Here is a 16,833-nt window from a genome sequence, read left to right as displayed (position 1 = left end):
GGGCACGTCTCGCGGCCCCCTCCCCCGGTCCGCTCAGCCCGCGTACGGGAGCGGGGGCAGTCCGCGCACGCCGGGCTCGGCGCGGAACACCGCGCCCGCGGCGGGGTCCTCGTGCGGGGCGAGGTCCTGGCGCGAGGTGGTGATGTACAGCTCGCGGTAGCCGGGGCCGCCGAAGGCGCAGGCGCTGACCTGGCGGGCGCCGACGTCGACCACGGCGTCGAGCGTCCCGTCCGGGGCGTAGCGGCGGACCGCGTGCCCGCCCCACAGAGCGATCCAGATGCCGCCCTCGGCATCGCGGGTGATCCCGTCGGGACCGCCGTCCGTCGGGTCGATCCGCACCCACGGCTCCAGCGGGCCGAAGTCGCCGGTGACCGGGTCGGGGTGGAGGCGGAAGACAGTACCGGTGCCGGTGTCGGCGTAGTGGGCCTCGCTGCCGTCCGGTGCCCAGACGAGGCCGTTGGAGATCGTGGCGTTCCGGTGCACGACGCTCGTGGTGCCGTCCGGGGCGAGCCGGTGCACGCTGCCCGCGCCGCGCCTGGCGTCGTGGGCCATCGAGCCGCAGTAGAAGCTGCCCGCCGGGTCGCAGCCGCCGTCGTTCATCCGCACCGTCGGGTCGCTCCACAGTGCGGGCCCGGGACGCACCGTCCCGTCCGGGTCCACGCGCGTGAAGCCGCGCTCGACGGCCGCGACGATCCCGCCGCCGGCGCGGGGGCGCCACGCGGCGAGCACATCGCCGAGGTGCAGCCGCTCGGGCCTCGCCGCGCCGTCGAAGGTGAGCAGGTCGCCGCGCGTCAGATCGACGATCCGCAGCCTGCCCGCCGCCGGGTCCCAGCCCGGCCCCTCGCCGTGATGGGTCACCACCTCGCTCCACCGCTCCGCGCGCACCCGTACCCCTCACGTCCGCCGTGCGGCCCCCTTCATGGGGCCGTCCGCGGCGGACGATACCCATGATCACTCAGGCCGTGCGGCATGGGTACCCAGGGCGGGGCTGAGTACGACCACGGAGGCGCGCGGCGGCGCGCGTGGCGAGTCTTGAGGAGTCACCTCGTCCCGTACGGACGGCCCGTCCCACGCGGAGGGCCCCGTCCCGTACGGACATCCCGGTCACCGAAAGGCCACGCTCATGACCACGTCCCCGCGCTCCCTCGTCGCGACCGCCCGTCGCCTGCTCCTGCGCCCGCTGCCGCTCGCCTACCTGGCGCTCGTCGCCGCCGTGGTCTGCTGGGTGCTCGCGGACCACTACCTCGTCGCGCACGCCGACGCGAGCATGGCGGGTGTGTGGATCTTCTTCTCGACCGCTCCCGTCTCACTGGCCTTCGCGGCGCTGCCGACCGCGCTGTTCTGGATCGGGCCCGTCGTCGGCGCCCTCGTGAACGCCCTGGTGCTCGGGGTGCTCGCGGAGCGGTTCGGCGGGCGCGGCCGTTCGCAATCGCGGGCCGCCTGAGGCCGTACGCGCTCGCGCCCCGCGCGGCCGGGAGCCGTCGGCCTCAGTACAGCTTGTTCACCGCCGTCACCGTCGTGCGCTGGAACGCCTTGACGGGCGCGGAGTCGAAGGCGCCGAGCTGGGCCCACTCCACGAGCGTGACCGTGCGCCCGTCGCGGCCCACCGCCCACAGCGAGACGTCGGAGGCGCCCCCGCGCGTGACCGTGTGCAGCCCGTAGACGTGGGCGCCCTCCTCGACGTCGAGCCTTCCGTAGGACTTCCGCTCCGCGGTGACGTCGGGGTCCTCGGCCGCGTGCTCCGCGCAGCGCGCGAGGCTGCGGCGGAGCACTTCCGCATAGTCGGCGGCACGCCGCTCGTCGCGCTCCACGACGACGACCTGAAGGGCGCGGGCGTCGACGTCGGTGCGGAAGGCACGGTGGCTCGCGGTCGATGGCAGGGTCTCGCCGCCGCACAGGGGCAGCGGGTCGGGGCGCCCGGCCGTGACCGGCCCCGCGTACCAGCGCGAGGAGGGGTGCGGGGGCAGCTCGCCCGCGGTCAGGTAGTGCGGGCCCGCGCTCTGCGCGAAGGCCGGCGCGGCGCCGAGCAGTCCGCCCGCGGTAAGCGCGAGAAGGGCGAGGGCGGTGCGCCAGAGCCGGCGCGGCCGGGTGAAGGTGCGGGTCATGCGGTGTCCCCCTGGTCGTACGGTCTTCCCGCTCCGTACGACGGGTGGGCACCGCAGCCCGTTGCCAAAAGCCCCTCAAACCACCCGACGGAGTGATTCCGGGCGGTCTACGGGACCGGACGCACGGGTTCGGTCACGGGATCAGCACCGCGTACGCGAGGAAGAACCCCGCGAAGAACAGCACGAGCACCCCGACCGCGATGAGCGGGGCGGCGGTCCAGCCGCGGGCCGGGTCCTTCCAGGGGCCCGCCTCCGAGGTGCTGCTCTCGGCGGGCGGGGTCTCGCCCGGGGGCACGCCGCCGCCCGGTTCGAGGCCCGTCGTGAAGCTCGGATCGGCGTCGGTGTTGGACACGGGAGTCACGTAAGTACTCATGCGTGCGGGATGCCCGCCCCGCATGCCCCGTAAGCCCCATTTGTGCGTTTAATCCTCCGCGATACTCCCGAGCCGCCCGGCACCGAGTGGCGCGTGCCGCACCGGTCGGGGCTTGCACCCCGTGGGAATCTTTGGAAATCTACTCCCGAACGAACGGTCGGTAGATGTTGAGGAGTACGACATGACCGCGACCCCCGTAGAGGGCGCGCGCCCGTCCGCACGGCGCCGCCCCAGCTTCCACACGCTCCGCGTCGCCCAGGTGGAGCGGCTGTGCGAGGACGCCGTCGCGGTCGGCTTCGACATCCCCGAGGAACTCGCCGAGCAGTACGCGCACCGTCCGGGGCAGTCGCTGACCCTGCGCCGCGAGGTGGGCAGCGGCGACGAGCGGCGCTCGTACTCGATCTGCTCCCCGGCCGGGACCACGCCCCGCATCGGAGTGCGCGAGGTGCCCGGCGGCCTCTTCTCCTCGTGGCTCGTCCACGAGGTGCGGGAGGGCGATGAGGTCGAGGTCATGTCCCCGACCGGCCTCTTCACGCCCGACCTCACGACGCCCGGGCACCACGTGCTCATCGCCGCGGGCTCCGGGATCACGCCGATGCTCTCCATCGCCGCTTCCGTGCTCGGCGCCGACGAGGACTCGCGCGTCACGCTCTTTTACGGGAACCGGCGCTCGGGCACCGTGATGTTCGCCGACGAACTGGCCGACCTGAAGGACCGCTACCCGACGCGCTTCGAGCTGGCGCACGTGCTCTCGCGCGAGCCGCGCGAGGCGGAACTGCTCAGCGGCCGGCTGGACGCCGGACGCCTCGCGGCCCTCGTCGCCGCGCTCGTGGATGTCGAGGCGGCGGACCACTGGTGGCTGTGCGGTCCGCACGGCATGGTCACCGACGCGCGCGACGTGCTCGACGGGCTCGGCGTCCCGGCCGCGCGCGTGCACCAGGAGCTGTTCTTCGCCGACGGCGAGCCCGTCACCCCGTCCGTCCGCCCGGACCGCGCCGCCACCGGCGACGGCCCCGCGAGCGAGGTCACCGTCATCCTCGACGGCCGCTCCACGACCGATGCGCTGCCGCGCGACCGCACCCTCCTCGACGGCGCCCAGGCCACCCGCTCGGACCTGCCCTTCGCCTGCAAGGGCGGCGTCTGCGGCACGTGCCGCGCGCTCGTCACCGAGGGCGAGGCGGACATGCGCCGCAACTTCGCCCTGGAGGAGAACGAGGTCGCGGCCGGGTACGTGCTGACGTGCCAGACCTTCCCCGTCTCCGAGAAGCTGACCGTCGACTACGACAGCTGAGCACCCCCGGCCGGACCCGCCGCCCCGGCCAATCGGGGCGCGACATTCCCGAGCCGTCCACCGGACCTTTGGCCACGGATCAGCCCGGTAGGGTCCGGGCGGACGGAAAGGGGACGAAGGTGTCGGACAGGGAAGCGGGACGCGGCGCGTCGGGGCGGGGCGGGGAGGCGCCCGGGAGCGGGCGGTGCACCGTCGTGGTGCTGCACGGGGGGAAGGCCGAGGGGCGGGAGCCGGCGCGGCCCTGGCAGCCGGCCGCGCTGCGCATGCGGCCGTTCGCGACGGCGCTGCGACGCGCCCTGCCGAGCCGTACCGCGGAGGTCGTCCCGGTGCGCTACCGCTACCGGGGCTGGAACGGCAGCGCCGCCGACCCGCTCCAGGACACCCTGCTCGCGCTCGACGCCCTCGCCGCGCGCGACGGTGGCCGCCCCGTCGTGCTGCTGGGGCACTCGATGGGCGGGCGCGCCGCTCTGCGCGCGGCAGGACACCCCACCGTGCACGGTGTCGTGGCGCTCGCCCCGTGGTGCCCCGAGGACGAGCCGGTCGCCCAGCTCGCGGGCCGTGAACTCGTCATCCTCCACGGCGACCAGGATCGCGTCACCGCGCCCGAGGCCTCCTGGCGGCTGCTCGCGCGGGCCCGCGAGGCGGGGGCGCGGGCCTCGGGCGTGCGGCTGACCGGCGGCGAGCACACGATGCTGCGGTACGCGGGGGCGTGGCGGCGGCTCGCGGTCGGCGCGGTGACCGGGCTGCTCGGCGCGGGCCCACTGCCGCCGGAGGTCGCGGAAGGATTCACGGCGCCCGAGCCGGTCGCGGTGGGCGCGGGGCGCGCGGCGAGGACGGGCTGAGCGGCGGGAAGCACGCGGGCGGTGATGGGCCCCCGCGGCGGCGGTCCGCGGCGGCGGGGGCCCTCTTGACACCCCCCGCCGGGCGCCGTTTGGATCGGGGCATGGATCAGCGCACGGTTCTGACGCGGCGTCGCCACGTGGACCTCTCCCGGGTGTCGAGCGCGGCGTGTCGCTCCACCACGGGTGGTATGCGCACAGGCCGCACGCGCTGAGCGGCGCCCCACCCCGTACCGCCCCTCCCCCTCCCCCGTACGGCGTCCCGTCGCGCCCCACCGAGCCCGCGCGCGCCGTGCTCCTGCCCGCACGCCCCGGCGGGTCCCCCGTGCCGAACGGAGCTTTCCCGTGTCCTTGACCTTCCACTGGTTCCTGCCCACCAACGGCGACAGCCGCGAGGTCGTGGGCGGCGGCCACGGCACCCCCGTGACCGCGAGCGGCGGCGACCGGCCACCGTCCGTCGAGTACTTGAGCCTCATCGCGCGCGCCGCCGAACAGCTGGGCTTCGAGGGCGCGTTGACGCCGACCGGCACGTGGTGCGAGGACGCCTGGCTCACGACGGCGATGATCAGTCGGCACACCGAGCGCCTCAAGTTCCTCGTCGCCTTCCGGCCCGGCGCGCTCTCACCGACGCTCGCCGCCCAGATGGCCGCCTCCTACCAGTGGCAATCGGGCGGGCGGCTGCTGCTCAACGTCGTGACCGGCGGCGAGAGCGCCGAGCAACGCGCGTTCGGGGACTTCCTCGACAAGGAGGGCCGCTATGCGCGTACGGACGAGTTCCTGCACGTCGTACGGAAGTTGTGGCGCGGGGAGATCGTGGACCACGCCGGGGAGCACCTCAGGGTCGAGGGCGCGCGCCTCGGGCGGCTCCCCGAGCCCGTGCCGCCCGTGTACTTCGGCGGCTCCTCACCCGCCGCGCTGCGCGTCGCGGCGCGGCACGCGGACGTGTACCTGACGTGGGGCGAGCCGCCCGCCGCCGTCGCGGAGAAGATCGGCGCGGTAAGGGAGTTGGCGGCCCGCGAAGGGCGTGAGGTGCGCTTCGGCGTCCGGCTGCACACGATCACGCGGGACCGCTCGGCGGACGCGTGGGCGGAGGCGGCGCGGCTGCTCGACGGGATCGACGAGAAGCTCGTCGAGGACGTCCAGCGGGGGCTGGGGCGCAGCGAGTCGGAGGGGCAGCGGCGCATGCTCGCGCTGCACGGCGGGCGGCGCGACGCACTGGAGATCCACCCGAACCTGTGGGCGGGTGTCGGACTCGTCCGGGGCGGCGCGGGCACCGCGATGGTCGGCTCGCACGAGGAGGTGGCGCGGCTCGTTGAGGAGTACCACGCCGTGGGGATCGACGAGTTCGTTCTCTCCGGTTACCCGCACCTGGAGGAGGCGTACTGGTTCGGCGAAGGAGTGCTGCCGCTCCTGGAGCGCCGGGGGCTGTGGGAGTCCCCCGTGGGGCGACCGGTCCACGCGCGCTCCTAGTCAGGCGCGCGGGTACCCCAGCATCGAGTGCGTCACCGCGCGCTCGGCACCGGTCGTGTAGTAGTGCTCGACGGCGCCCGAGAAGCGGGCCGCGTCGCCGGGGGCGAGGGGGTACGGGGTCTCGTCGGCGACGAGCGTGACGTGTCCGCAGACCACCATCACGTACTCGACGGACCCCGTGCCGTGCGTACTGGCCTGGCTGCGGCTGCGCGACGGCAGGGCCGTGCGGTACAGCTCGGTCCTGCCGTGCTCGTGGCTGGAGAAGAGGAGGTGCACCGAGATCTCGTCGTCCGGCACGGCGAGTTCGGCGGCGCGCACGATCTCGGGGCGGGGCAGCGGGCGGCGCAACAGTTCGGCGCTGCTCGTGTCGAGTGCTTCCGCGACCCGGACGAGGACTTCGACGGTCGGGTTCGCCTCGGCGCGCTCGATCTGGGAGAGCAGCGCCTTGCTGACGCCCGTGGTCGCGGAGAGTTCGCGCAGGCTCAGGCCCCGGGCCAGGCGGAGCCTGCCGAGGTTCCCCGCCAGCGCGGAGCGCACGCCCGCGACGGTCCCTGGGGCTTCCGCGCCGCTCCGGGCGCGCGGCGCCCTGGGGGCCGAAGCTGCCGTGGTTCCGCTCACCGTCTCCTCCTCCGGGCGGGGCCGCCTCACTCTATCGGGCCCGTGGCGGGCCATCAGCCTGCGGCTTCTTTGGCCGGAGCGGGGACGTCCCGCTCCTCGGGCAGCGCGGCGAGCATCCTGCGCGTCCACGCGTGCGCGGGCGTGTCGAGTACGCGCGCGGTGTCGCCCTCCTCGACGAGCCCGCCCCGGTACATGACGGCGACCCGGTCGGCGATCTGCCGGACCACGCCGAGGTCGTGGGTGATGAAGAGGATCGCGAAACCCTCCGTGCGCTGGAGTGCGCGCAGGAGGTTGAGGAGCTGGGCCTGCACGGAGACGTCGAGCGCGGCGACGGCCTCGTCGCACACGAGGAGCCGGGGCCTGGTCGCGAGGGCGCGGGCGATCGCGACGCGCTGCCGCTCGCCGCCGGAGAGCGCGGCGGGCCTGCGGTTCGCGTAGGCGGTGGGCAGCCCGACCTGCGCGAGGAGCCGCTCGACCTCGGCCGCGCGGGCCGCCCTGCCGACGGGGCCCTTGCCGCGCGCGGCGGGCGAGGTGAGTGCTTCGGCGAGCGTCGCGCCGAGGGTGCGCAGCGGGTTGAGCGAGGCGTACGGGTCCTGGAAGACGATCTGTGCCTCGGCGGCGAGCGCGCGCCGGGTCGCCGCGCCCGGCCTGGCGCCCGGCGCGAGCGTCACGCCGCCGACGCGCGCGGCGCCCGTGTCGGCGCTCTCCAGACCGAGGGCGATCCGGGCGAGCGTCGTCTTGCCGGAGCCCGACTCACCGACGAGCGCGAGGACTTCGCCGGGCGCGACGGAGAGCGAGACCGCGTCGACGGCGGGCCGTTCGGCTCCGGGGAAGGTCCGGCTGACGGCGTCGAGCGCGAGGACGGCCCCCTCGGGTTCGGCGGGCGTCGTCTCGTCCCGTACGGGGCCGGTCGCGTCGTCCGTCACCGGAGCGACGTTCCCCTGCCGCACCAGCTCGTCGATCCGTACGCACGCGCTCAGCCGCCCTTCTCCCGCGCCCGGCACCGGGACGAGCGCGAGCCGTCCCGTGCCGCACACGTCCGTGGCGTGGGCGCAGCGGGGTGCGAAGGGGCAGCCGGGGGCGCGGTGGCCGGGGGCGGGGACGAAGCCGGGGAGAGCGGGGAGTGGTTCCCTGCGGGTGCGGACGGAGGGTTCGGCGGCGAGGAGGGCTGCGGTGTAGGGGTGGCGGGGGCGGGTGCGCAAGTCGGCGGGCCGGCCGTGTTCGAGGACGGTGCCCGCGTAGAAGACGTAGACGCGGTCGCAGACCTCGAAGGCGACGCGCAGGTCGTGCGTGACGAGGACGAGGCCCATGCCCCTGTCCTTGCCGAGGCGGCCGAGGAGGTCGAGCACGGCGCGCTGGCTCGCCGCGTCGAGCGCGGTCGTCGGCTCGTCCGCGATGAGCAGGTCGGGATCGCCGGCGAGCGCGGCGGCGATGGCGACGCGCTGGCGCATCCCGCCGGACAATTCGTGCGGGTAGCGGTCGGCGAGCGCGGCGTCGAGGCCGACCTCGACGAGGCGGCGGGCGACTTCGGCGCGGCGCGCCTCCCGGGCGGCGCGGCCCCGGCCGGTGTGTTCGCGCAGTCCGTCGGCGATCTGGCGGCCGCAGGTGAGCTGCGGGTGCAGCATCGTGAACGGGTCCTGGAGCAGCAGCGTGAGGCGCCGTCCGCGCAGGGCGTGCCGGGCGAGCGGGCCGAGGGCGAGGACGTCCTCGCCGTCGAGCGCGACCGTGCCGCCCGTGACGGACACGCCCTCGGGGAGGAGTCCGGTGACGGCGCGGCTCGCGAGGGACTTGCCGCTGCCGGACTCGCCGACGACGGCGACGGCCTCGCCGCGCGCGACGTCGAGGGCGACGGAGTCGAGGAGGGCGAGCGGTGCGCCGTGCGCGCGGGCGGCGGCGACGCCGAGGTTGGTGACGTGGAGCAGGGGCGGGGCGGCGGTGGTCATGCGGACCTGCCTCGGTCGGTGAAGGATTCGAGCAGCCGGTCGCCGAGGAGGTTGAGCACGAGGGCGGCCAGTACGACGAGGACGGCGGGGGCGAGCGCGGCCGAGGGGTTGTCGTAGAGCAGGGTGCGGTTCTCGGCGAGCATGCGGCCCCAGTCGGGAGCCCCTGGTGGGACGCCGAGGCCGAGGAAGGACAGCGCGCTGAGCGAGACGATCGCGCCCGCGAAGTTGAGGAGCGTGTTGGCGACGACGACGGGCAGTACGTTGGGCCAGATGTGCCGGACCATCACGGTGGTACGGGACAGGCCGAGCGATTCGGCGGCCTCGACGTAGGCGAGGTGGCGCTGGCCGAGGACCGCCGAGCGCACGAGGCGGATGTCCCCCGGCGAGGTGAGGACGATCAGGACGCACACCGCGAGGGCGTATCCGCCGCCGCCGATGCCCGCGACGACGAGCGTGACGAGGAGCGCGGGCAGCGCGAGGAGGAGGTCGGCCCAGCGGCGGACGAGGGCGTCGGTCCAGCCGCCGAGGTAGCCGCCGAGCAGTCCGAGCACGTTGCCGAGGACCATCGAGCCGAGCGCGACGAGTGCCGCGCCGACGAGTGTGGAGCGGGCGCCCGCGACGCACATCTGGAGGATGTCGCGGCCGAGTTCGTCGGTGCCGAGCCAGTGTTCGCCGCTCGGCATCGCGACGCCCGTGACGAGGTCCTGCTCGTCCCAGTGCGGCAGGACCCACTGGCCGAGCGCCGCCATGGCGACGAGGAGGGCGAGCAGGACGCCGAGGACGAGGCCGAAGGGGCGCGGCCGCGAGCGCCGGGTCCTCGGGGGAGCCGGGACGGGCGCCGGCGCTGTGGTGGTGGTCATGCGGCGGCCTCGGTCCCGAGCGGGGCGGTGCGGCGACGGGTGGTCGTGGCGGGCACCCGCAGGCGCGCGTCGAGGAGGGGGAGCAGGAGGTCGGTCAGGAGCGTGACGAGGCAGACGGTCCCGGCGACGAGGAGCGCTTCGGCCTGGACGAGGGGCAGGTCGCGGAAGGTGATGGAGGAGACGAGGAGCTGGCCGAGGCCGGGGAGGGCGAAGACCTCCTCGACCATCACGGTTCCGGCGAGCACGTACGCGAGGACGAGGGCGGCCGAGGTGACGACGGGCACGACGGTGCCGCGCAGCACGTACCGCAGGAGCGTCGCGCGGGGCACTCCCCTGGCGCGGGCGAAGACGACGTGGTCGCGGCCGAGTTCGGCGACGACGGCGGTGCGCGTGAGCTTGAGGAGCACGGCGGTGACGGCGACGCCGAGGGCGAGCGCGGGCAGCACGAGGTGCTGGAGCCGGTCGCCCGCGCCCCCGTCGCCGGGGCCGTAGGCGGGGAACCAGCCGAGCATGAGCGCGAAGACGTAGATGAGGACGAGGGAGCCCGCGAAGGCCGGGGTGGAGAGGGCGATGACGCCGAGGCCCTGGAGGGTGCGGTCGGTGGCGCGGCGGGCGCGGAGCCCCGAGACGATGCCGCCGGGGATGCCGAGGACGAGGGCGACGGCGAAGCCGAGGCCGACGAGCTGGGCGGTGAGGCCGAGGCGGGAGCCGATCGCCGAGGAGACGCTCTCGCCGGTGCGGAGCGAGTCGCCGAGGTCGAGCCGGACGGCGTCGCCGATCCAGTGCAGGTACTGGGTGACGAAGGGGTCGTCCAGGTGGTTCTTGGCGCGGACCGCTTCGAGCGCCTCGGGGGTCGCTCCGCGCGGCCCGAGGAGGGTGCGCGCGGGGTCGCCGGGGGCGAGCTGGAGCAGGGCGAAGACGGCGACGGAGAGGACGAGGAGCAGGACGAGGGTGCCGCCGGTCCTGCGCACGACGTAGCGCGCGGGCAGGACGGGGGCGCGGCGGGGCGCGGTGGGTGTCGTCATCGTTCCTGTTCCCTGGCGGGACCGCCGAAGGTGGGGGAAGCCGTGCCGGAGGGCGTTCGGGGGATGCCACCCTCCGGCACGGCGTCGTGGGCCCGGCCCGCCGGGGGCCGGGAGGGTGCCGTGCCGGGAGACGTACGGGGGAGTGTGTCTCCCGGCACGGCGGGTGCCGCGCCCGGGGCGGTACGGGGGATGAGACGCCCCGGTGCGGCGGTCCGGCGGGCGGCGGCGTGCGCGCCGCGCGCGGAGTACTGGTGGAGCCACTCCTCGACCCGTCCGGCGGCGTCTTCGAGCCGCTCGGGGTCGGTGAACTCGTGGCCCTCGCAGGGGTAGACGAGGAGTTCGGCGGGCGCGTTCCCGGCGGCCGTGAGGACCCGGTACAGCTCGTGGGCCTGGCCGATCGGGGTGACGCGGTCCGCGAGTCCGTGCACGAGGAGGGTCGGGGTGCCCGGGCCGCCGTGCGCGGCGACGGCGGAGGCTTCGTGGAGTTCCCTGAGGCCGGGGCCGATGCGGTAGGTGTCGTCGTAGCCGCCGCCGATGACACTGGTGTGCCGGAAGCTGTACCAGTCGGTGGGTGCGGAGACGACGACGGCGCTGGTGAAGAGGGCGCTGCGGGCGGCGGCGAGGGCGGCGAGGTAGCCGCCGTAGCTGTGGCCGAGGACGGCACTCGCGCCGGGATCGGCGAGGCCGCGCGCGTGCAGGTCGCGGACGCCGGAGAGGACGTCGTCGAGATCGGCGCCGCCCGTGTCGCCGACGACGGCGCGGGCGTGGTCGAGCCCGTAGCCGCTGCTGCCGCGCGGGTTGGGGAGCAGGACGAGGTGTCCGGCGGCGGCGAGCGCGGGGCCGAGGCCGAGGACGTCGCCGGGCGCGTAGCCGCTGCTCCACTGCCAGGAGGGGCCGCCGTGGAGGAGGACGGCGAGCGGGCGGGGGCCTTCGTCGCTGTCCGGGGTGTCGAGCAGGAGGCCGTGGATCGTCGTGCCGTCCGGTGCCTGCCACGCGTGCGGGCGGCTGCGCAGCGCGGTGAGCGCGGGGTCCTGCTCCTGCGCCGGGTTGAGTCGGGTGAGGGGGCGCCACCGCCAGGCGTCCGGGCCTGTGGTCGTCGCGATGACGGCCTCGGGGGGTGTGCCGGGGGCCTCGCGCACGGCGGTGACGAGGGTGCCGTCCGCGCCGTAGGAGAGGAAGGGCTGGTAGGCGGGCCCGGTGAGCGCGGCCTCCTCCGTGCGGTGGACGGTGATGGTGCCGTCGGGGGTACGGGTCCCGGCGCGGACGCCGGTCCCCGCGAGCCCGGCGAAGCGGAGGGTGCCGTCGTCGGCGAGTTCGCACCAGGTGGTGTCCTCGATGCCGGGGAGCGTCGTGCGCGTACCGGCTTCGAGATCCAGGAGCACAGGGCGTCCCGCGACGATCGAGATGCCTTCGACGACGACGGCGTGGCGGCGGTCGGGGCTCAGGGCGGGCGCCGCGAGCTGGCCTTCGGCGCTGTGGAGGGTGCGCGCGGTGCCGTGCGCGAGGTCGAGGGCCGCGCAGCGGGCGCGGTAGTAGCCGGCGGGCAGCGGGTCGTCCGAGACGGTCGCGACGGCGAGGTCCCCGCCGCGCCAGGCGACGTTCCACACCGTCAGTCCCGCCGGGCCGACCGCGCGCAGGTTCCCGGTGGCGAGGTCGAGGAGGTGCAGCGTGCGGTGTCCCGCGTCGGGGGTGTGCCGCTCGGGGTCCGGCGCGTGGTGCAGGCGTACGGGGAGGCCGAGGTGCATGCCGTCGCGCTCGGCGCCGTCCGGGGCGACGAGGAGCAGCGCCTCGGTGCCGTCGTCGGAGACGAGCAGGTCCTCTGCCTCGCCGGGGACGTGTGCGAGGAGGCGGCTCGTGCCGTCCCCGGTGCGCAGGCGTATCCCGGCCGGGCCGCCGCTCGCCGGTTCGGCGAGGTGGAGCAGGTCGGGGGTGCCCGGTATCCAGCGCGGGGCGTACCCGGGGATGCCGTCCTCGGCGCGGGTGGGCCGCGTCGGCTCCGCGTCGGCGGGGAGCAGGTGGACGCGGGGGCCCTCGGGGTGGAAGGCGGAGACGGCGACGGCCCGGCCGTCCGGGCGCAGCCGCGCCTCGCCCGGCTGCACGAGCCGCGACATGGCCGCGCGGACCCGGCGCACGAGGCGGTGCGCGGGGCGCTCGGGGCCGGTGGCGGTGGGAGCGGGGCCGGGCATGACGTTCCGTTCGGTGGAGGGGCGGAGTGGGGGTCAGGCGGCCGCGCGGACGCGGGTCGCCCAGGGGCCGATGAAGCCGAAGGGGCCGGGTTCGAGGAGGACGTGCGCGGCGGAGAGCGCGGTCGCGGTCTGCGCCCACCACAGGGGGAGGTAGGGCAGGTCGGGCGCGGCGGTGGTGATCGCCTTCATGAGGTCCTTGCCGCGCGTTCCCGCGTCCGTGTCCGCCTTGGCGCGGTCGAGGGCGCGGTTCACGGCCGGCTTGTCGTAGTGCGCGATGTCGGTGGCGACGGCGGCGGCGTTGATGTAGGCGTCGGCGAGTTCGGCGGGGTCGCCCGTGACGGGGAAGTACCAGAGGAACTGGAGGGCTTGCCTGCCCGAGCCGAGTTCGTTCACCCACTGCTCCAGGGTGATCTCCTTGACCTTGAGCGTCACGCCGATCTTCTTGAGCGCCCCGGCGAGGGCGAGCGCGGCCTTGCCGACCTGGGGGCCGCTCGCGGGGTAGTGGAGTTCGGCGGTGAAGCCGTGCGGCACCGAGGACTTGGCGAGTTCGGCGCGGGCCGCTTCGAGGTCGTAGCCGGGCAGGTCGATGTCCGCGTAGGCGGAGCGGACCTCGCGCGGGCTCATGAGGGAGCCCCACATGTCGCGCGAGGGCAGCGCGGAGGCGACCTCGGCCCTGCCGTGCAGGAGCCCGGTGACCATGCCCTCGCGGTCGGTGGCGTGGGCGAGGGCGCGGCGCACGTGGGGGTCGTCGAAGGGGGCCTTCTTCGTGTCGAAGGCGAGGGCGACGACGGAGCGGTCCCCGGTGTAGGTGACTTCCGCGCTCGATTCCCAGGTGCGGGCCTCGTCGGGCGCGAGCTGGAGGGCACCGTCGATCGCCCCGGACCTCATCGCGACGAGGCGGGTCCCCGCGTCGGGCACGAAGGAGAGGTCGAGGCGCTTGAGCGCAGGGGGGGTGCCCCACCAGTGCGGGTTGCGCTCCAGGCTCACGTGGTCGTCGGCGGCGAACTCGGTGACGCGGTACGGGCCCGTGCCGAGCAGGAGGGTCTTCGCGGTGCCGATCCTGCCCCGGTTGCGGCGCAGGAAGGCGCGGCTGCTGACGAGCAGACCGCCGGGGCTCGTGTTCCAGGCGAAGGAGCCGTCGGGCGCCTTGAGGCGGATCGTCACCTCGTGGGCCCCGGTGACGCGTACGTCGCGGACGCCCGCGAAGGCGTAGGCGAGCGCGTTGCCGTTGCCGGGGTCGCGGATCTCCTCGATCGAGGCGAGGACGTCGTCGGGGGTGAAGGGGGTGCCGTCGGCGAAGCGGACGCCCTGACGCAGGCGGTAGACGTACGTCTTCGGGTCGGGTTGGTGCCAGGAGGTGGCGAGGCCCGGGCCGAGTTCGCCGCTGGGGCTCACCGAGAGCAGGGATTCCTGCGCGAGGCAGGCGACGGTGTAGTTGAGGACGCCGGACTCGCGGCCCACGTCGAGGCTGGAGAGCGAGGAGGGCAGGGCGAGGCGCAGCCGTTCGACGGGGACGTCCGCTCCGCGCGCGACGGGCCCGGGCCCTGCGGCGTCCGCACGGCGGGGCGGGGCACAGGCGGCGAGGAGGGGACCCGCGCCGAGCAGGCCCGCCGTGGCCCCGGCGAGCCCGAGCACCCGGCGGCGGCTGAGCGCGCCCGCAATCCCCGGTTCCATCATCCCCGCCCGTCTCTCACTCGCCGTCCACTTCTACTACCCAAGTGGGCACGGACACTAGCCGAGCCTGGAAGGGACGTCAAAGCCCCGCTTATGGGTGCGGAAAGCAGGGCCTGGAGTCGCGTCGGGATCATTGGTCACGTTTCACAGCTTCGCGGGTGGACGGAAAGCCTGTGGGGCAACAGCGAGAGTGAGCAAGGCCACACCTGGAGCGCGACCGCTCGTATACGACAGGGAGCGGGCGCGACGCTCATCGGGACCGGCTTCGGCCGCGCGAGGGCGGCGCTGCCGCGCCTGATCCACCTCGGCGCCCCCGCGCGGAGCACAGCGCCTCGGCCGACGGGGTGAACACGGTGGCCCGTACGGTCGGCAGTCAGGGTCCTGTGCCGGTGGGCCGGGGGGCGGGGCCCGGAAGGGGAATAGCTGTGATCACCGGCGCGGTTGCCGGTGGGTGACAGAGGGTCCGACGGGAAGGACAGGCATGGACATCGGCCGTATCGGCATCTGGAACACGCTGCTGAGCAAGGGGGACCCGATCGCCCAGGAGGCGACCGGGGAACTGGAGGAGCTGGGGTACGGCGCCGTGTGGCTCGGCGGGAGCAGCAGCGTGACCGGGGCCGCCGCGCTCGTCGCCGCCACGTCGCGGATCACTGTCGCCAACGGCATCCTCAGCATCTGGCAGCACACGGCCGAGGACGTCGCGGCGCAGGCGGCGGACCTCGAGGAGGCGCACCCGGACCGCTACCTCCTCGGGCTCGGCGCGAGCCACGCACCGGCGGTGAAGAACTACCACAAGCCGTACTCGACGATGGTCGCCTACCTCGACGCGCTCGACGCGGCCCCGCGCCCCGTCCCCGCCGCGCGGCGGGTGCTCGCGGCGCTCGGCCCGAAGATGCTGAAGCTCGCCGGGACCCGCGCGGCCGGCGCCCACCCGTACCTCGTGACGCCGCAGCACACCGCCGAGGCCCGCGAGATCCTCGGCCAGGGCCCGCTGCTCGCGCCCGAGGTGAAGGTGGTGCTGAGCGAGAACGCCGAGCGGGCCCGCACGATCGGCCGGCAGGTCCTGGACATGTATCTCAAGCTGCCGAACTACACGAACAACTGGCTGCGCCTCGGCTTCACCGAGGAGGACTTCCGCGCGGGCGGCAGCGACCGGCTCGTGGACGCGAACGTCATCTGGGGCTCCCCCGAGACGGTACGGGGCCGGATCGCGGAGTACCACGAGGCGGGCGCCGACCACGTCGCCGTCCAACTCCTCGACGGCCAGACGGACTCGCTGCCGCGCGCCGGGTGGCGCGAGCTGGCGGGGGTGCTGGAGCTGAAGGGCTGAGGAGGACGGGGGCGGGCGCGGGCCGGTACGGGGACCAGGCGCGAGGGAGCCGGGGCCGCCCGGCGCGAGGCGCCCGACCGTACTTCCCGGCCCCGTCCCGCTCCCCCGTACTCCCCCGGTCCCTCAGCCGCGCCCGAAGGTGTCGATGCCCGTGCGCTCGGCGGACAGAGTCCACAGCCGGGCCGCCTGCTCGGGATCGATCGCCCAGTCCTTGGCGCCGCCGCTGCCCTCGGGCGCCTCGTCGGCGGGGACGGCGACCTCGCAGTCCTCCAGGTAGAGGCCGCCGAGGCCGTCGAGGAGGGGCGAGGTCGCGGCGAAGACGGTCGTCGCCGCGCCCTGCTCGGGGGTCTTGAAGACATCGGGGTCGATCAGTTCGCCCTGCTCGTCGATCCAGCCCCGGTCCACCATCTCCCGCCGCTCCAGGTGGCGCTGGAGCGGCGTGAGGATGCCGCCCGGGTGCAGGGCGAAGGCCCGGACGCCGTCCTCGGCCGCGAGGGCGTCGAGGTGGACGGCGAAGAGCACGTTGGCCGTCTTGGCCTGCCCGTACGCCTCCCACTTGTCGTAGCCCCCGCGGAAGTCGATGTCGTCCCAGCGGATGCCGGAGCGCAGGTGACCGGCTGAGGAGAGTTCGACGACGCGGGCGCCGCCGTCCGCGAGGAGCGCGGGGCGCAGGAGGTTGGTGAGGGCGTAGTGCCCGAGGTGGTTGGTGCCGAACTGGGCCTCCCAGCCGGGTCCGACGCGGGTCTCGGGGCAGGCCATGATCCCCGCGTTGTTGATGAGGAGATCGATCGGGCGACCCGAGGCGAGGAACGCGTCGGCGAAGGCGCGGACACTGTCGAGGTCGCCGAGGTCGAGCGTGGCGACCTCGGTGTCCTCGATGCCCGCGAGCGCCTCGCGCGCCGCCTCGGGCCTGCGCGCGGGCACGACGACGTGCGCACCCGCCCCGGCGAGGGCGCGGGTGGTCTCCAGGCCGATTCCGGAGTAACCCCCGGTGACGACGGCGAGCCTGCCGCCAAGGTCGATGCCGGAGAGCACCTCGCGCGCGGTGGAGTCGTGGCCGAAGGGGGAGCCGATGGGGTGCTGCTGGCTACGGGTCATGGCGACGACGCTACGAACTGG

The 16,833-nt window shown here is 75.1% G+C and carries 16 protein-coding genes; 6 read left to right on the top strand and 10 right to left on the bottom strand.

Annotated features, from left to right (window positions below):
- Positions 1–33: 33 nt before the first annotated feature.
- On the bottom strand, positions 34–858 hold the full coding sequence (locus ACIP4O_RS16665; protein ID WP_401575174.1) for an SMP-30/gluconolactonase/LRE family protein: 825 nt from the start codon (positions 856–858) through the stop codon (positions 34–36).
- A gap of 265 nt (positions 859–1,123) precedes the next feature.
- Here ACIP4O_RS16665 and ACIP4O_RS16660 point away from each other — a divergent pair, with 265 nt between their 5' ends.
- Entirely contained in the window at positions 1,124–1,444 is a 321-nt protein-coding gene (locus ACIP4O_RS16660) for an SCO4225 family membrane protein (protein ID WP_401575173.1), read from the top strand.
- Between the two features lie 43 nt (positions 1,445–1,487).
- Here the strand turns inward: ACIP4O_RS16660 and ACIP4O_RS16655 are convergent, their stop codons facing one another.
- Positions 1,488–2,105 carry a hypothetical protein gene (locus ACIP4O_RS16655; protein WP_401575172.1) on the bottom strand — a complete coding sequence of 206 codons (618 nt, stop codon included), beginning with the start codon at positions 2,103–2,105 and terminating at the stop codon, positions 1,488–1,490.
- A 133-nt stretch (positions 2,106–2,238) separates the two neighbouring features.
- The gene (locus ACIP4O_RS16650) at positions 2,239–2,478 is read right to left on the bottom strand and encodes a DUF6480 family protein (protein WP_401575171.1); all 240 of its coding nucleotides are present in this window, start codon (positions 2,476–2,478) and stop codon (positions 2,239–2,241) included.
- 181 nt (positions 2,479–2,659) lie between these two features.
- On the opposite strand from ACIP4O_RS16650, the gene paaE reads away from it, so the two are divergent.
- The 4 genes from paaE to ACIP4O_RS16630 all read left to right on the top strand — a co-directional run bounded on the left by paaE (position 2,660) and on the right by ACIP4O_RS16630 (position 6,078).
- Entirely contained in the window at positions 2,660–3,769 is a 1,110-nt protein-coding gene (paaE, locus tag ACIP4O_RS16645; protein ID WP_401575170.1) for a 1,2-phenylacetyl-CoA epoxidase subunit PaaE, read from the top strand.
- Positions 3,770–3,888: 119 nt separating this feature from the next.
- Positions 3,889–4,611 carry an alpha/beta hydrolase gene (locus tag ACIP4O_RS16640; RefSeq protein WP_401575169.1) on the top strand — a complete coding sequence of 241 codons (723 nt, stop codon included), beginning with the start codon at positions 3,889–3,891 and terminating at the stop codon, positions 4,609–4,611.
- Positions 4,612–4,712: 101 nt separating this feature from the next.
- The gene (locus ACIP4O_RS16635; RefSeq protein ID WP_361324137.1) at positions 4,713–4,823 is read left to right on the top strand and encodes a putative leader peptide; all 111 of its coding nucleotides are present in this window, start codon (positions 4,713–4,715) and stop codon (positions 4,821–4,823) included.
- A 130-nt stretch (positions 4,824–4,953) separates the two neighbouring features.
- Positions 4,954–6,078 carry an LLM class flavin-dependent oxidoreductase gene (locus ACIP4O_RS16630; protein WP_401575168.1) on the top strand — a complete coding sequence of 375 codons (1,125 nt, stop codon included), beginning with the start codon at positions 4,954–4,956 and terminating at the stop codon, positions 6,076–6,078.
- Here ACIP4O_RS16630 and ACIP4O_RS16625 read toward each other — a convergent pair whose 3' ends face one another.
- The 6 genes from ACIP4O_RS16625 to ACIP4O_RS16600 all read right to left on the bottom strand — a co-directional run bounded on the left by ACIP4O_RS16625 (position 6,079) and on the right by ACIP4O_RS16600 (position 14,387).
- On the bottom strand, positions 6,079–6,615 hold the full coding sequence (locus ACIP4O_RS16625; protein ID WP_401575167.1) for a helix-turn-helix domain-containing protein: 537 nt from the start codon (positions 6,613–6,615) through the stop codon (positions 6,079–6,081).
- A gap of 134 nt (positions 6,616–6,749) precedes the next feature.
- A complete protein-coding gene (locus ACIP4O_RS16620) occupies positions 6,750–8,639 on the bottom strand; it encodes an ABC transporter ATP-binding protein (RefSeq protein WP_401575166.1) in 1,890 nt (629 codons plus the stop codon).
- Positions 8,636–9,499 (bottom strand): ABC transporter permease, encoded by an 864-nt coding sequence (locus ACIP4O_RS16615; RefSeq protein WP_401575164.1) that lies wholly within the window; start codon positions 9,497–9,499, stop codon positions 8,636–8,638. Before ACIP4O_RS16615 ends, ACIP4O_RS16620 begins: the two co-directional genes overlap by 4 nt.
- Positions 9,496–10,524 (bottom strand): ABC transporter permease, encoded by a 1,029-nt coding sequence (locus tag ACIP4O_RS16610; protein ID WP_401575162.1) that lies wholly within the window; start codon positions 10,522–10,524, stop codon positions 9,496–9,498. Before ACIP4O_RS16610 ends, ACIP4O_RS16615 begins: the two co-directional genes overlap by 4 nt.
- Entirely contained in the window at positions 10,521–12,710 is a 2,190-nt protein-coding gene (locus ACIP4O_RS16605; RefSeq protein WP_401575160.1) for an alpha/beta hydrolase family protein, read from the bottom strand. The genes ACIP4O_RS16610 and ACIP4O_RS16605 overlap by 4 nt, the downstream gene beginning before the upstream one ends.
- A 33-nt stretch (positions 12,711–12,743) precedes the next feature.
- Entirely contained in the window at positions 12,744–14,387 is a 1,644-nt protein-coding gene (locus tag ACIP4O_RS16600) for an ABC transporter substrate-binding protein (protein ID WP_401575159.1), read from the bottom strand.
- Positions 14,388–14,865: 478 nt separating this feature from the next.
- Between ACIP4O_RS16600 and ACIP4O_RS16595 the strand changes: the two genes are divergently transcribed.
- Positions 14,866–15,714: an LLM class F420-dependent oxidoreductase gene (locus ACIP4O_RS16595; RefSeq protein ID WP_401575157.1), complete on the top strand. Its 849-nt coding sequence runs from the start codon at positions 14,866–14,868 to the stop codon at positions 15,712–15,714.
- Between the two features lie 123 nt (positions 15,715–15,837).
- On the opposite strand, the gene ACIP4O_RS16590 is transcribed toward ACIP4O_RS16595, so the two are convergent.
- The gene (locus ACIP4O_RS16590) at positions 15,838–16,812 is read right to left on the bottom strand and encodes an SDR family NAD(P)-dependent oxidoreductase (RefSeq protein WP_401575156.1); all 975 of its coding nucleotides are present in this window, start codon (positions 16,810–16,812) and stop codon (positions 15,838–15,840) included.
- Between the last annotated feature and the right edge of the window lie 21 nt (positions 16,813–16,833).

This window comes from Streptomyces sp. NPDC088923 (genome assembly GCF_044749745.1).
Classification (GTDB): Bacteria; Actinomycetota; Actinomycetes; order Streptomycetales; family Streptomycetaceae; genus Streptomyces.
This window is presented reverse-complemented; position numbering and strand designations above follow the sequence as displayed.